This is a genomic window from Paenibacillus agaridevorans (assembly GCF_018604145.1).
GTDB lineage: Bacteria > Bacillota > Bacilli > Paenibacillales > Paenibacillaceae > Pristimantibacillus > Pristimantibacillus agaridevorans.
Window position 1 is genome coordinate 2776224 of sequence record NZ_CP075889.1, and the last position, 13343, is coordinate 2789566.

The window sequence follows — 13343 nt, forward strand, 5'->3', positions numbered from 1 at the left end:
GCATCTCCTCTCCTACCGTTTGTACACGGGATAACCCTTAATCACAATATCGCTGCCCGCCATCTCAACCGACATTCGTTCCAGCTCGATGGCATCGCTCATAAGTTCTCGGCCCTGGAAACGGAAGCTTTGCGGCGCTTCATCGCCGCCGATCAGTTTCGGAGCCATATATAAAATAATTTTGTGTATCAGCTCCGCTTCCAACATGGCGCCGTTAAGCTTGCCTCCGCCTTCCAGCAAAATCGAGCCGATATCCCTCTCCGCCAGCTTGCGCATGCCGATACGCAGATCCACGAGAGGGCCTGTGCCGCAAGGAATAACCTCTACGCCTTCCGCCTCCAGAAGACGCCTCTTCTCCTCGTCGCAGCCTTCCGCAGCGAGCACGATCGTCCTTGCCGTTTTGTCGGCAACGACGCGGGCGTCCAGCGGCAACGTCAATCTGGAATCGACGATGATGCGGGCGGGATGCAGACCCGTCACAGCCGTTCGGGTAGTCAATAGCGGATCATCCGCAACAACCGTGCCGATGCCGACCATAATGCCTTGATGCTGATGCCGCAGCAAGTGTACCTGTTCTCTGGCGACGGGGCCCGTCACCCATTGACTGTGTCCCGTACGGCTCGCTACGCGTCCGTCCAAGGTACTGGCGGTCTTTAGCGTCACAAACGGCATGCCTGTTGTAATAAAGGCATTGAACTTCTCGTTCATTAACGTCGACTCCGCTTCCAGAAGTCCGACATCCACCTCAATGCCGTGTTCGCGAAGTCTCGTTATGCCTCTCCCTGCAACCTTGGGATTAGGATCAGTTGCCGCCACGACGACTCTTGCCGCCTTGGCCGCGATAATGCGGTCGCAGCACGGCGGCGTTTTGCCATGATGGCTGCATGGCTCCAGCGTGACATAGACGGTCGCCCCCTCCGCCTCGCCGCCTGCCATCGCTAGCGCATGTACCTCCGCATGGCCCTCTCCGCGGCGAAGATGGGCGCCAAGTCCGACAATGCGGCCGCCTTTTGCAACGACGCATCCGACTACGGGATTAATTTCGGTTTGTCCCGCCGCCTTGGCGGCAAGGTCAAGAGCAAGTCGCATATAATATTCATCGTTCAGAACATCCAGCATGTATGCAAAAAATCCCCCTTCCGGCATCGCTTGCCGACAGGAGGATGTGAGAATAGACAGAAAAACTACGACGAAATAAGGCCACGGACTATCGCATTTGAAGCCAATTTCGTACATGAGCGCAAGCGGACATGTACAAATAAGCCAATACGAATACACCCGTACCCTTAATGTTTATCTGCCTAATAGACACCTTTGTGAAATGATGCACAAAGGTGAGCATTTAAACAGACAACAAATGCCGAAGCTTCTCCTTCTCCCATCCAGACTATACTGTCGGTCCCGGATTTGCACCAGGTCCACCGTTCCGTTCTCTTGCGAGATTCGGCCCGGGTCACGGACTGACGGAGGCGGGAAACGAAGCCGCATAACGACTTGTTCCCTTCTCCCGATCACCGCCGGTTGGGAATTTCACCCTGCCCCGAAGGAAAGCTGATTACATTAAGTTAGTGACATATTAACACTAATCGTTTAAAACTTCAACCTTTTCCATTTTGTCTCCGCCTTTAAGGGCGTCCACATGTTCCATGCCTTTGGTTACTTTGCCGAAAACCGTATGGCCGCCGTCCAGATGCGGCTGCGGCTGGTAGCAAATATAGAATTGGCTTCCGCCCGTGTTACGGCCTGCATGGGCCATGGCAAGCGTGCCGCGCTCGTGTTTGTTCGGGTTGATCTCGCAGTTGATTTGATAGCCAGGGCCGCCTGTGCCGTTGCCAGTCGGGCAACCGCCTTGCGCGACGAAACCGGGAATGACGCGATGGAACGAAAGACCGTTATAGAAACCTTCGTTTGCCAATTTCTCGAAGTTGGCTACCGTATTGGGTGCATCCTGGTCGAACAGCTCCAATTGGACCTCTCCGCCGCTTGCCAATTTGATTTTTGCTTGTTTTGCCATGATTGTCATCTACCTTTCTTATTCCGGATATGACTACGTTACCAATTCCGTCCTTATTTCGCAAGGGGGGATTTCTGCAGTCTTGCCGGAATAACGTCGTTGCATACGATATTATCAAGCGATTCGCGCTTTACGACGAGATCCGCTTCGCCGTCTTTTACGAAGACAACGGCGGGACGACGAATTCGATTGTAGTTGCTTGCCATGGCGTAATTGTAGGCGCCCGTGCAGAATACCGCGAGCAAATCGCCGCTTTCCGCCTTCGGAAGCTCCAGATCCCAGATCAGCATATCGCCGCTCTCGCAGCACTTGCCCGCGATGGATACGGTCTCCTCTGCCGCTTCGTTGGCACGGTTTGCAAGAATCGCCTCGTAACGGGATTGGTACAGCGCGGGACGCGGGTTGTCCGTCATGCCGCCGTCAACGGCAATGTATTTGCGCACGCCCGGAATGTTTTTGCTTGTCCCAATCGTGTACAGCGTCGTGCCTGCATCGCCAACCATGCTGCGGCCAGGCTCTACCCAAATTTCCGGCAGCGGGAAGTCGGCTGCGGAGAAATTGGATTTGATCGCACCGGTAATGGCTTCGACGTATTCGCTAATCGGCAGAGGCGTGTCGCCTTCGACGTAACGGATGCCGAAACCTCCGCCCAGGTTAATCACTTTGAACGTCAGCCCCAGCTCGGAGCGAATGGATACCGCGAACCCGGCAACCTTGTCCACTGCCATGCGGAAACCTTCCACCTCGAAAATTTGGGAACCGATATGGGAATGTACGCCGAGCACTTCCAGGTTAGGAAGGGCGCTCGCTTGCTCGATGGCTTTCTTCGCCGCTCCGTTGCCAAGATCGAAGCCGAACTTGGAATCCTGTTGTCCCGTCGAAATATAATCATGCGTATGCGCTTCTACGCCCGGCGTAATGCGAAGCAGAATATTAACCTTTTTGCCCTTCTCGCCTGCTATGGCGTTAAGCAGAGCAAGCTCGTGGAAGTTGTCCACGACGAAGCAGCCGATCTCGGCGTCGAGAGCCATCTCGATCTCGTCCGGCGTCTTGTTGTTGCCATGGAAGTGAATGCGATGAGCCGGGAAGCCGGCTTGCAGCGCCGTATACAGCTCGCCGTCGGACACGACGTCCAGCGACAAGCCTTCCTGCTCGGCGATGGAGCACATGGCCATGACGCTAAACGCCTTGCTGGCGTAAGCGACCTGGAATTTCAGTCCCGATGCTTTAAAGGCTTCTACGTATTCTCTTGCGCGCTGACGTACAAGCGTCTCGTCAACGATATATAACGGGGTGCCGAATTCCTTTGCCAGATCGGCAACGTCACGCCCTCCGATTTCAAGATGGCCATTTGCGTTGATTGTGCTGGTACCATGCAGATACATATTGTTTTCCCCTCGTCTTTCTCCGCCGCCTTGCTTGCCAGCGGATATGATTTGCATCTTATGGCATCAGTATAACGCAAATCGTTGTTGTCCGAAATGGATAAATACGCATTTCATTTGTATTTTTTGGGCTTCTATTCCGTTCTGGGCATTTTATTGATCTGCTTTGGCCTCAAAATATTGGGACGTTTGCGGTTATAGAGCAGCGGCTGACGGAAAATAATGCTGAGCATCGCCTTTGCGTCAAAGGGAATGATCGGCCACATGTACGGACGGTTCATGGACCGCTCTACCGTCAGAAAAATCAAAATGACTGTCGTGCTGACGACAAGCCCAGGCACGCTGAAAGCGGCCACGGCCGCCAGCAGCACTAGCCGCACGATCCGGTTAGCAAGTCCCAGCTCATAGCTCGGCGTGGCGAACATGCCTATTGCCGCGATCGCCATATATAGAATGACCTCGTTCACGAATACGCCTGTCTGCACCGCGATGTCCCCGATCAGGATGGCCGCTACTAGCGACATCGCGGTCGCCAGGGAAGAAGGGGTGTGGACGGATGCCATCCGCATGAGATCAATACCGATTTCGGCTAACAAGAACTGGACGAACAGCGGTATTTTGCCCATCTCGCTCGGACCTAGAAACTCCAGCATGGCAGGCTTGTATTCGGGATGCATGACGAACAGCAACCATAACGGCAGCATAAACAGCGACGCGAAAACGCCAGCGAACCTCACCCAGCGAAGGTAAGTACCTATAAACGGCGTCTGGCGATTTTCTTCGGCATGCTGCATCAGATCCGTATACGTCGTGGGAAGTGTCATGACGGATGGCGACGTGTCGACGAATACGGCTACGGCTCCCTCGAGAAGATGCGCGGCGACGGTGTCCGGCCGTTCCGAGTAACGAACCAGCGGGAAAGGGCTCCAGCCCCGCTTGATGGTCGCCTCCTCCAACTGCTTGTCCGCCAGCGGCAATCCGTCAACCTTGACCTTGGAAATCTTATCCTTGATCGACTCCAGCAACTGATTGTCCACGATGTCATCGATATAGGCAATGCAGACATCCGTTTTCGTTCGCTCGCCGATTTGGATCAGCTCGTAACGAAGCTTGGGATCGCGAAGCCTCCGCCGGACAAGCGAGATGTTGACCATCAACGTCTCGATAAAGCCGTCGCGGCTGCCCCTTACGACCTTCTCCAGCGAAGGCTCCTCCGGACCGCGCGCGGGAAGATTCTTCGCATCGATCTTAAGCGCTGTAGTCTCGCCGTCGATAAACAAAGCGGAGCCCCCGGCAAGAACGCTGTTGACCAGCTTGTCCCAATCCTCTTCCCTGTCTACTTGTGCGGCAGGAACATAGAGATCCACGAAGGCATGCACCGCATCGCTGCTTAGATCGTCGGGATGCAGGTAAGTGAGCCGCTTGAGCACTTCTGTCAGCAGATCATCCTTGGACAATCCATTTAGGCAAAATAATGCCGTCCGTCTCTCCCCGAAGGTCATTTCCCTTACGACGATATCAAAGCTTGTGCCGTAGCCGACATCCGTTTTAAGCTTCTCCAGCACATCGTCCAGATGTTCGGGGATGGGCTGGTTTGACGTTTCCTGCTCATTCCACTTGCGACCGCCCGCGCTGGTCACTTCGCCATTGTCGGAGATTTCATCATGGCTCTCCGGGCCTCCGCCCGCCTGCCGATCCTCTTCCCCCTCCTCCTGCTGTCGCGAATGACCTGCCGCAGCTTCTCCTTTGTCATCCGACAAAAACGCCATGACTTCTTCAGAGCCTTTATCTTGACCGTCGAACTTTTCATTGTCCATATTCGCCACTTTTCTCACCTCGTCCTTATCCCTCTGAAATATTACCGCTTCAGCTGCTCTCGAATTACCATTGGAACACCAGCCAGTCGAACAACGAGCCAACGGTTTTGCCGAGCACCATGGCCATCACAAGGCCGAACATGTAGGCGGATAAACCAAGCCGTTTAGCCAGAATAGGCAGTACATTTATGACCTCCGTCAGCGCGGCGGCAAGCATCCCTACAAACATTCCGTCAAGGAGTCCGGATCCCGCCAGAGCGAATGCGGACGGCAGACGCAACTTCCAATCCATAAAGTCGGCGAACGTCCAATACAGCGAGCCGCACACGATCGCCGTCTCGAACCAGATCGACAACCGGAACGCGCGGGACAGCTGCGCAAGCCGGGGCACAAGATCGAACACGATAAGCAGAGCCACTAGCCCGCTCCCTACCGCAAGCCCTCCCGCGACCCCCAGGACGGCGATAAATAGATTTTCCACTGCCCTAATCATTGCGAACACCGCCTCCGCCTTTGCGCATCTGGTCATAATCGGCCTGCTTGCGGATCTCGTCTGCAATGACATAAGCATTCATATTCTCCTGATACATGTACAGCTCTACTTCCAGCGGGTTTGGTTCCTCATTGAACCTCTTGCGGAAAATGTGGTTGAAAAACAGCACCATCCCGAGACCAATGCCTAGCGAATACGGGATTTGGAACCATAGCGGGTGCTCCACCCGTTCGCCCGTAATAAGCTCGACGATCCGGATATGTACCTCCCTCATGCTGACATCCGTGTGAAAGTTCATGATCGCAAGACCGGCGCCAAAAAAAAGCAGCAGCCAGGACAGCACCAGCATGAGATATCTCGGCTTGACCGGTTTGTCCGCCACCATGATCAGCACCTGCGGGTCTCCGTAGGCCTCCACCGTGACGTTCTCTATCTCGCCGCGTATTTTTTTGACGATCTGCAGGAGATCGATGACAACCCGGTTCCCGTCGCTTTTGCGATGATCGTAGAGCGGGAGCGCGGCCAGCCTTTGCGCCAGCTCATCTTCGTCCGTGAGAAGCCGGGCAACCTGCCCCAGCGTGACCATATGATGCGGCTTGATGTATATTCTTTTTTTCAATCGCAGATAGATAACGGATTGGACCTTCTCGCCCATCTCTGGATCATCCCTTCTGCATAAGCAAAATCTTGTTATGCTGTTTTCAACGTTAGTATGGGACGCGAAGGATTAGGATACTCAACCAATTTCAAACAATATTGCAGCATGCGCCTTCAAATCAAAAAGGAACCAAACCGCTATTGAGCGATTTGGTCCCTGATGGACTGCAATATTTTTTTCTCCAGCCGCGATACTTGCACTTGCGAGATGCCGAGCCTGCTTGCGACCTCGGATTGCGTCTTGTCCCTATAATACCGGAGGAACACGATTAGCCGTTCGCGTTCGCTAAGTCCTTCGATCGCTTCCTCGAGGGCAAGCTTATCGAACCAGCGCTCTTGCGAGTCGTCGGCGATTTGATCCATCAGCGTGATGGGATCGCCGTCGTTTTCGAACACCGTCTCGTGAATAGAGGTCGGAGGTTTGTTCGCCTCCTGCGCGAACACGACATCCTCCGGCGTAATGCCGAGCGCTTCCGCCACTTCGCCGATCGTCGGAAGCCTGCCCATCGTCTTCGACAGCTCATCCTTCATCTTGCGGACCTTGTTGGCCGTCTCCTTGAGCGAGCGGCTTACCTTCAGCGTTCCATCGTCCCGCAGGAATCGCTGGATCTCGCCGATAATCATCGGCACCGCATAGGTGGAGAACTTGACGTCGTACGACAGATCGAACTTGTCCACCGACTTCAGAAGTCCGATGCAACCGATCTGGAACAGATCCTCCGGCTCGTAGCCGCGGTTCATGAAACGTTGCACGACGGACCACACGAGGCGTATATTGCAGTTTACCAACGTGTCGCGGGCGACGGAGTCGCCGGATTGGCTAAGCGCGATCAGTCGTTTGACTTCGGCATCGTCAAGATAGGGCTGGGCTGATTGCTTCATATCTGCTTTCATGAGGCTGGGCCTCCCTATGCGCTAGTTATAGAGCGCTTTTTTTGATTCGATCCGCTTGACCATCGCCACCCGGGTTCCCCCGTCGACTCGGCTCGCTACTTCGAAGTGGTCCATAAAATTTTCCATGATTGTAAAACCCATTCCGGAACGCTCGAGCTCCGGCTTCGATGTGTACAATGGTTGACGTGCCAGCTCTACGTCCTCAATGCCGTTTCCTTCGTCCGAGACGATAATGGAGACGGTATCCCGCTCGATGCTGGCTTCAATCGTGACTTCGCGCGACGAATCGTTGTCGTAGCCGTGAATGATCGCATTCGTGACGGCTTCGGACACGGCGGTCTTAAGATCGTTCAGCTCTTCAAGCGTCGGGTCCAGCTGGGAGACGAAGGCCGACACTGCGACGCGGGCGAACGCCTCATTCTCCGAGCGTGCGCTGAACGTCAGCTTCATTTGGTTGCTCCCTGTCATGACACCACCTCCAAAGACGATATCGCGTTCCTCTCGTTGTCGTGAACCGATATGATTTTGAACAACCCGGACAGCTCGAACAACCGCTTTACGCCGGGATTGATGTCGCAGACGACCATCTTGCCGCCCTTGCTCTTTACTTGCTTGTAGCGTCCCAAGATGACGCCGAGTCCCGAGCTGTCCATAAATTGCAGCTCTTTGAGGCTAAGAATGACATGATTCACTTGGTCCTTCAGGAGAGCTTCCTCCATCTTGTACCGCACGACGTTAGCCGTATGATGGTCCAGCTCGCCGTATAGCCTTACAATCAACACGTTGCGGTAATGCTCCAACTCGATTTGCAGACTCATGTACGCTCCTCATCTCCCTCACAGTCAATCTTGCATAGATGCAATCGCCGAGATAGAACAAGGGATTCAACAGCAGCGCTTCGTATTCCTGCATGCCGACAAAACTAGAAGATTACCGCTACAAGCTGACAAATAGCGCGGAGCGCAGCTTCCGCAATCAGATATTAATTGCTGAACAGACTGGAAGCGGAACGTTTCAGCATCTTCCACCAATTAGCCTTGCCCACATCCTCCGGCGAAGTGATGGCAAACTCCTTCAGCACTTGATCTCCATCGTAGACGACCAGCTTGCCTACAGAATCTCCAGCCGCAACAGGCGCCTTGACGACATCGTTAAGCTTAAGCTCGTAACGTATGTTGGCCGTCGGGGTGCCCTTTTTCAATAACACGCTATAGGGCCGATCCGCCACTAGCGGCAGCTCGGACCGCATGCCCTTGGCTACACGAAGTTTGCCGATGCCGTCGCCCGCTTCGATGACGGGATAGTTCATATATTGCGCAAAGGAATAATCGAACATCTGGGAAACTTCAACGTTGCGATGCTTCGTCGTGGGTTCGCCCATTACGACTGCAATAATCCGCATGTCGTCGCGCTTCGCGGTAGCGGAAAGACAATATTTCGCTTCGCTTGTATAACCCGTCTTAAGTCCGTCGGCGCCGCTATAGAATCGCACGAGCTTATTCGTGTTGACGAGCCAGAAAGGCTTCTCGGAATCCTTTCTCAAGTAGTCCTGGTAAAGACCCGTGTACTTTGTCACTTCCTGATGCTTGAGCAGTTCGCGCGACATAATGGCGATATCGTGAGCGGACGAATAATGTCCCTGTACAGGCAGCCCGTTCGGATTAACGAAATGGGTATCCTTCATGCCGAGCTCCTGAGCCTTCGCGTTCATCATCGCCACAAAGTTCATCTCGGTCCCTGCTAGCTTCTCGGCCATAGCGACAGACGCATCGTTGCCGGACGCAAGCGCGATTCCCTTAATCATGTCTTCGGCCGACATTTCCTCCCCTTGTTCCAGGAAAATCTGCGAGCCGCCCATCGAAGCCGCGTATTCGCTTGTGCTTACTTTGTCGGTCAGCTTAAGCTGACCGTTGTCGAGCGCCTCCATAACGAGGAGCAGCGTCATGATCTTCGTAATACTGGCCGGGGGAAGCTGGTCATGGCTGTTTTTCTCAAAGATGACCGTGCCGCTGTCGGCATCCATCAAAATCGCGGAGCGGGCGGATGGCGCCAGATCGATATGCGGAGCCCCTTCCTCCGCGGCGGCAAAGGTCGGCAGCGCTAGAGCCATAGCTACAGTTAGCGCAAGAATGGTGACGAATCTAATTTTCAACGTCAGGTCCCTCCTGGATGATTGTCGGTACTATTTTCCTTTTCAGTGTTAACCTTCTTGCAGGAAATTATTCCTATATGAGGACGATGACGGAATTCAAAAAACCGCCAATCGGCAAATGCCGATCGGCGGTTCCATGTCCTCGATTTAGTTGCCTTCCGCGAGCCGCTTAACGCCGTCCTTGGTAACGACGGCTAACAGGAGCGGTTTTACACTCGGCTGCTCCGATTGGATGCTGTACGCGGCTTTCACCCTGTCTACCACGCTTGCCGTTTCGCCATTCTCCTCACGGATATGAAGAGTAGCAATCGGCTCGCCTTCCGTCAATTCATCGCCGACCTTCTTGACGATAACGAGACCCACCGCATAATCGATGGCCGCGTCTTTCGTCGCCCTGCCCGCGCCAAGCATCATCGCTGCAAGTCCAAGCTGCTCCGCATCGATGGCTGCCACATAACCGCCGATCGGCGCAAGCACTTGGATACGCGCAGGCGCTGCAGGCAGCCTCTCCGGATGATCGACAACGGAGCCGTCTCCGCCTTGCGCTTCGATAAAAGCTTTGAATTTCGCCAGCGCTTCTCCGTTATTAAGGCGCTCCCGAAGAAGTTTCTTTCCTTCTTCGATAGAGGAAGCCGCGCCGCCAAGCACCACCATATGGGAGCCTAACGCAAGACAAAGCTCCGTCAAGTCCTCCGGTCCCTGACCGCGCAGCGTCTCGAGCGCTTCCGCCACCTCAAGCGCATTGCCGATCGCGAAGCCCAGCGGCTGATCCATATCGCTGATGACGGCTGCCGTATCGCGTCCAACCTGCGTCCCAATCGCAACCATTGCTGCAGCCAGCTTCTCCGCATCCGCCTGCGTCTTCATAAACGCGCCGCTGCCCGTCTTTACGTCCAGCACGATCGCATCCGCGCCAGCCGCAATTTTTTTGCTCATGACGGAGCTTGCGATAAGCGGTATCGACTCTACCGTTGCCGTTACATCCCTAAGGGCATACAGCTTTTTGTCCGCGGGCGCCAAGTCGCCGCTCTGACCGATAACGGCCAGCCCAAGATTGTTCACTTGAGCGATAAACGTCTCCCGATCCAGCTCCGTGCGGAAGCCTGGAATGGATTCCAGCTTGTCTATCGTTCCGCCGGTGTGGCCAAGGCCTCTTCCCGACATCTTGGCAACGGGGACGCCCGCGGAAGCGACGAGGGGACCGATAATTAGCGTTGTCTTATCGCCGACGCCGCCTGTGCTGTGTTTGTCCACCTTGACGCCGCGAATTGGCGACAGGTTCACCATGTCGCCGGATTCAGCCATAGCCATCGTCAATGCCGCGGTCTCATCTTCGGTCATGCCTTGATAGAATACGGCCATAGCCCATGCAGACATCTGATAATCGGGAATATCGCCGCTGCTATATCCTTTGATCAGGAAGGCAATCTCCGCGGAGCTCAGCTCCCCGCCATTCCTCTTTTTGTGTATACAATCCACTGCCCGCATAACGGCCTCCTCCAGTATCCGTGCCCGTATGTTGCCTTGCGTCAGCTCGATCTGGAAAATTCGCGGCTTTTGGATTGCGACAGCCTCTCCGATTGCACTTGGACGATAATTTCATCAAGCGTCTGGCTTAACACCAGCACGTCTTGATGAAGAAGGTCCTGTTCGATCAGCGCCGTCTCCACCATCTCTCCGCGAAGTCTCTCCAGCTCCAATAACAGCTTGTCCATGACGTTGTCCACTCCATCTTTCTGTAATCATGGACATTATACGACGAGCGCAACGAAAAACACTGTCATAATGAGTCGAGCGAATTATTACAATTATGTTACAATCCCGCTTACATTTTCGAAATCAACGATGTCACAAGTCCCAGGAACCGGGACTTGACTCGTTCCGCCGTCTCCATCACTTCCTCGTGGGACAGCGGCTGGTCGAGAATTCCGGACGCCATATTCGTAATGCAGGAAATACCGACCACTTCAATGCCCGAATGGCGAGCCGCAATCACTTCGGCGACCGTCGACATTCCGACGGCATCCGCGCCAAGCGTGCGAAGCATCCGGATCTCGGCCGGCGTCTCGTACGATGGACCCAGCAGTCCGGCATAGACGCCTTCTTTCAGCGCAAAGCCCTGCATGGAAGCAATCTCCTTCGCAACCTCGCGCAGCCGTTTGCTGTATGCTTCCGACATGTCTGGAAAGCGCACGCCGAGCGAATCGTCATTAGGTCCGATAAGCGGATTGCGACCCGTCAGGTTAATATGGTCGGAGATCAGCATCAGGTTGCCCGAAGCGAAGTCCAGATTAATGCCTCCGGCCGCATTCGTTACAAGCAAAGCGCGGACCCCCAGCGCCTTCATTACGCGTACCGGAAAAGCCGTAAGTTCCGGCCCGTAACCCTCGTACATATGAAAGCGGCCGCGCATCAATACGACGATTCTGCCAGACAAGCGGCCGATCAACAGCTCGCCGGCATGTCCCTCCACGGTCGAGATCGGAAAGTGGGGAATGTCGTGGTACGGGATGACGACCGGCTCCTCCAAATGGTCGCCCAGCACGCCAAGACCGGAGCCCATAATAAGCCCGATCTCCGGCGACAGCGCCGTCTTCTCCCGGATAAAAGCTGCAGCTTCCACAATATGTGCGTTCATAAGTTGATTCAACATGTTTACTTCCCCTTCCAGTTCATAGTTGTCTCGTATAAAGAAGCCGGACGGCTGTTTGCATTCCGCCTTCCAGCAGCTTATTCAGCGGCGGTTTCGGTCACTAGCTCGGACAAAAAGCTGCGCCCGCTCGGCGGAGCCAATACACCAAAATTATCGGCGATTGTCGCACCGAGGTCTGCAAAGGTCGTCCGTACCGGCATGGCGCCGGGCACGCGGAACGCCGGACTGTAAGCCAATATCGGCACGTATTCACGCGTATGATCCGTGCCGGGATGAGTGGGATCATTCCCGTGATCCGCCGTAATGACGAGCAAGTCTCTTGGTCCGATTTTGCTTCGTAGCTCAGGCAGCGCAGCGTCAAATTCCTCCAGCGCGGCCGCATACCCTTGAGGATCCCGCCGGTGCCCGAACAACGAATCGAAATCAACGAGATTCGTGAACAGCAGACCGCTAAAGGACTCGCCCATCGCGTCGATCGTTCGCCTGATGCCGTCCGCATTGCTCTTCGTAGACTGAGAGGACGTAATGCCTTCACCGTCGAAAATATCGTTGATCTTTCCGATAGACCGTACCTCGAATCCACCGTCCTTTAGCGCGTTCAGTACGGTTGGCTGAGGCGGCTTCACCGCATAGTCATGGCGATTCGGCGTCCGCCTGAACTCGCCTGGCTGTCCCACATAAGGTCTTGCAATCACTCGCCCGACCGTGAACCGCTCGTCCATCGTCAGCTCCCTGGCGATCTCGCAAGCCCGGTACAGCTCCTCCAGAGGGATAACTTCCTCATGCGCGGCGATTTGGAATACGCTGTCTGCCGATGTATAGACGATCCATGCGCCCGTCTCCATCTGCTCCTCTCCCAGCTCGTCCAGTATCTCTGTACCGCTTGCGGATTTGTTCCCGATGACCTTCCGTCCCGTTCGCTCCTCAAACGGGCCGATAAGTTCGGGAGGGAAACCGTCAGGGAACGTTTGGAAAGGTACGTTCAGTCTCAGCCCCATGAGCTCCCAATGTCCTGTCATCGTGTCCTTGCCGACGGATACCTCCGCCATCTTGCCGTAATAAGCCTCGGCTGGCTTGCCGGCTGGCGACCAATCCGCGATAGGCGCAATTCGGTCGAGCCCCATAGCCCTTAAATTCGGCAATGAAATGCCCGGCACGACGCTTGCGATATGACCGAGCGTATGGGAACCGGCATCGCCGAACAGTTCGGCATCCGGCAGCTCGCCGATCCCTACGCTGTCCAGGACAACAACGGCAATTCGATCAAATTTCATAGCT

The 13343-nt window shown here is 54.8% G+C and carries 14 protein-coding genes and 1 riboswitch; all 14 genes read right to left on the reverse strand.

The window, feature by feature from the left end; genetic code table 11:
• Positions 1-12: 12 nt before the first annotated feature.
• Complete coding sequence (gene ribD, locus KJW29_RS11660; protein ID WP_214629900.1) at positions 13-1119, reverse strand: bifunctional diaminohydroxyphosphoribosylaminopyrimidine deaminase/5-amino-6-(5-phosphoribosylamino)uracil reductase RibD; 1107 nt, start codon at positions 1117-1119, stop codon at positions 13-15.
• Between the two features lie 247 nt (positions 1120-1366).
• Positions 1367-1552, reverse strand: a riboswitch (FMN riboswitch).
• Positions 1553-1582: 30 nt separating this feature from the next.
• On the reverse strand, positions 1583-2014 hold the full coding sequence (locus tag KJW29_RS11665; protein WP_087567050.1) for a peptidylprolyl isomerase: 432 nt from the start codon (positions 2012-2014) through the stop codon (positions 1583-1585).
• 53 nt (positions 2015-2067) lie between these two features.
• Positions 2068-3399 (reverse strand): diaminopimelate decarboxylase, encoded by a 1332-nt coding sequence (gene lysA, locus KJW29_RS11670; RefSeq protein WP_214629901.1) that lies wholly within the window; start codon positions 3397-3399, stop codon positions 2068-2070.
• 134 nt (positions 3400-3533) lie between these two features.
• Positions 3534-5234, reverse strand: a complete 1701-nt coding sequence (locus KJW29_RS11675; protein ID WP_246608694.1) for a spore germination protein — start codon at positions 5232-5234, stop codon at positions 3534-3536.
• A gap of 46 nt (positions 5235-5280) precedes the next feature.
• Positions 5281-5709: a stage V sporulation protein AB gene (locus tag KJW29_RS11680; protein ID WP_087567051.1), complete on the reverse strand. Its 429-nt coding sequence runs from the start codon at positions 5707-5709 to the stop codon at positions 5281-5283.
• Positions 5702-6364: a stage V sporulation protein AA gene (locus tag KJW29_RS11685; RefSeq protein WP_214629902.1), complete on the reverse strand. Its 663-nt coding sequence runs from the start codon at positions 6362-6364 to the stop codon at positions 5702-5704. Before KJW29_RS11685 ends, KJW29_RS11680 begins: the two co-directional genes overlap by 8 nt.
• A gap of 140 nt (positions 6365-6504) precedes the next feature.
• Positions 6505-7260, reverse strand: a complete 756-nt coding sequence (gene sigF, locus KJW29_RS11690; RefSeq protein ID WP_087567053.1) for an RNA polymerase sporulation sigma factor SigF — start codon at positions 7258-7260, stop codon at positions 6505-6507.
• Between the two features lie 21 nt (positions 7261-7281).
• Positions 7282-7728 (reverse strand): anti-sigma F factor, encoded by a 447-nt coding sequence (gene spoIIAB, locus KJW29_RS11695; protein ID WP_087567054.1) that lies wholly within the window; start codon positions 7726-7728, stop codon positions 7282-7284.
• A complete protein-coding gene (gene spoIIAA, locus KJW29_RS11700) occupies positions 7725-8078 on the reverse strand; it encodes an anti-sigma F factor antagonist (RefSeq protein WP_087567055.1) in 354 nt (117 codons plus the stop codon). Before spoIIAA ends, spoIIAB begins: the two co-directional genes overlap by 4 nt.
• Before the next feature lie 164 nt (positions 8079-8242).
• Entirely contained in the window at positions 8243-9370 is a 1128-nt protein-coding gene (locus KJW29_RS11705; RefSeq protein ID WP_214631103.1) for a D-alanyl-D-alanine carboxypeptidase family protein, read from the reverse strand.
• Between the two features lie 189 nt (positions 9371-9559).
• A complete protein-coding gene (locus KJW29_RS11710) occupies positions 9560-10900 on the reverse strand; it encodes a pyrimidine-nucleoside phosphorylase (RefSeq protein WP_214629903.1) in 1341 nt (446 codons plus the stop codon).
• A gap of 41 nt (positions 10901-10941) precedes the next feature.
• Positions 10942-11127: a Spo0E family sporulation regulatory protein-aspartic acid phosphatase gene (locus tag KJW29_RS11715; RefSeq protein ID WP_087567058.1), complete on the reverse strand. Its 186-nt coding sequence runs from the start codon at positions 11125-11127 to the stop codon at positions 10942-10944.
• Positions 11128-11237: 110 nt separating this feature from the next.
• Entirely contained in the window at positions 11238-12065 is an 828-nt protein-coding gene (locus tag KJW29_RS11720; protein ID WP_246608695.1) for a purine-nucleoside phosphorylase, read from the reverse strand.
• A gap of 77 nt (positions 12066-12142) precedes the next feature.
• On the reverse strand, positions 12143-13339 hold the full coding sequence (gene deoB / locus KJW29_RS11725; protein ID WP_214629904.1) for a phosphopentomutase: 1197 nt from the start codon (positions 13337-13339) through the stop codon (positions 12143-12145).
• Positions 13340-13343 lie beyond the last annotated feature (4 nt).

Bases quoted from the DNA above. Each gene is read 5' to 3' on its own strand.
- KJW29_RS11705 (WP_214631103.1), bottom strand. From the start codon at position 9,370: ATGGCTCTAGCGCTGCCGACCTTTGCCGCCGCGGAGGAAGGGGCTCCG.
- ribD (WP_214629900.1), bottom strand. From the start codon at position 1,119: ATGCTGGATGTTCTGAACGATGAATATTATATGCGACTTGCTCTTGAC.
- lysA (WP_214629901.1), bottom strand. From the start codon at position 3,399: ATGTATCTGCATGGTACCAGCACAATCAACGCAAATGGCCATCTTGAA.
- sigF (WP_087567053.1), bottom strand. From the start codon at position 7,260: ATGAAAGCAGATATGAAGCAATCAGCCCAGCCCTATCTTGACGATGCC.
- KJW29_RS11685 (WP_214629902.1), bottom strand. From the start codon at position 6,364: ATGGGCGAGAAGGTCCAATCCGTTATCTATCTGCGATTGAAAAAAAGA.
- KJW29_RS11680 (WP_087567051.1), bottom strand. From the start codon at position 5,709: ATGATTAGGGCAGTGGAAAATCTATTTATCGCCGTCCTGGGGGTCGCG.
- spoIIAA (WP_087567055.1), bottom strand. From the start codon at position 8,078: ATGAGTCTGCAAATCGAGTTGGAGCATTACCGCAACGTGTTGATTGTA.
- KJW29_RS11715 (WP_087567058.1), bottom strand. From the start codon at position 11,127: ATGGACAAGCTGTTATTGGAGCTGGAGAGACTTCGCGGAGAGATGGTG.
- deoB (WP_214629904.1), bottom strand. From the start codon at position 13,339: ATGAAATTTGATCGAATTGCCGTTGTTGTCCTGGACAGCGTAGGGATC.
- KJW29_RS11665 (WP_087567050.1), bottom strand. From the start codon at position 2,014: ATGGCAAAACAAGCAAAAATCAAATTGGCAAGCGGCGGAGAGGTCCAA.
- spoIIAB (WP_087567054.1), bottom strand. From the start codon at position 7,728: ATGACAGGGAGCAACCAAATGAAGCTGACGTTCAGCGCACGCTCGGAG.
- KJW29_RS11710 (WP_214629903.1), bottom strand. From the start codon at position 10,900: ATGCGGGCAGTGGATTGTATACACAAAAAGAGGAATGGCGGGGAGCTG.
- KJW29_RS11720 (WP_246608695.1), bottom strand. From the start codon at position 12,065: ATGTTGAATCAACTTATGAACGCACATATTGTGGAAGCTGCAGCTTTT.